Below are 869 nucleotides of genomic sequence, written 5' to 3' on the forward strand. Positions count from 1 at the left end.
GCATGAACAAACCATGTGGCCTTCCAGAGCCCGCCCGGATGCCCCTGGGGGGCGGTCCGACCGATGGGGTTGTTGCACTTCAGGCTCTCCGCTCCGCTCCGAGCCTTTCGTTACACAACCCCATCGGTCGGAAGAGCCATGAGGAAGTTGACATCAAGACAGAACCAACCTAACCCAATGAACAGCCAGCCCACCATAGCTTAACTTCCAGCAACTCTGGCCGAAGAACGGGGTCCACCTCAGTTCGTAGCCGTGAACGTGGAGACGCACTCCGCCATCCCCCACCCAAACGGTGGCATCGCAGGCTACCTTTACGCGGACTTCACCAGCCGCCACGTCCATGGCGACATCCGTCACCTTCCAAGGCCTGCTCAAGCCCAGCAACCGCTCATAAAACTCCGTGTCCTGCATGAGGTGCAATCTAATCACCCAAACAAAAAATCCCACACTCTCTCACGAATAACCCAACAAAGAATGCGACTTAACTCAGTGCCATTCTAGCCCATCTATTTGCACATCCGATTCCCGTGAGGCACCCAGAATCGCGCTTACCCCTCGGAACCACCCCTCAAATGCTCTAAAAGCTTCATATAATCAGCATCATCTCCCGCAGGGTCAAATCCCAATATTTGTGTAGCTGTCACGAAGAGATAGCAAGCTTCATTCATGCAAACCATCCATCTAAACGGATGCTCTCGAATCAACTCTTGTACTCCAAGAACTATCCCCGGTTCCATATAGCGCTCGCAGGTAAACGACACTTCAGCAAACCGAGAGCAATTGAGACCTTCATATATTTGAAATTCGTCACGAGAGAAATGTTGAACGAAAAATTGCTCCAGGTTTTCCACCAGAAGCCAAAACTCATC

The 869-nt window shown here is 51.9% G+C and carries 1 protein-coding gene and 1 pseudogene; both read right to left on the bottom strand.

Annotation, left to right across the window (positions count from 1 at the left end; all coding sequences use genetic code 11):
• Positions 1–243: 243 nt before the first annotated feature.
• Positions 244–411, bottom strand: a pseudogene (locus BV034_RS20375) (ISL3 family transposase); the annotation flags it as partial.
• Between the two features lie 137 nt (positions 412–548).
• Positions 549–869, bottom strand: a 321-nt coding sequence (locus tag BV034_RS36280) for a hypothetical protein (protein WP_265593244.1), incomplete at its 5' end; no start/stop codon positions are given.

Source organism: Verrucomicrobium sp. BvORR034, assembly GCF_000739635.1.
GTDB lineage: Bacteria > Verrucomicrobiota > Verrucomicrobiia > Verrucomicrobiales > Verrucomicrobiaceae > Verrucomicrobium.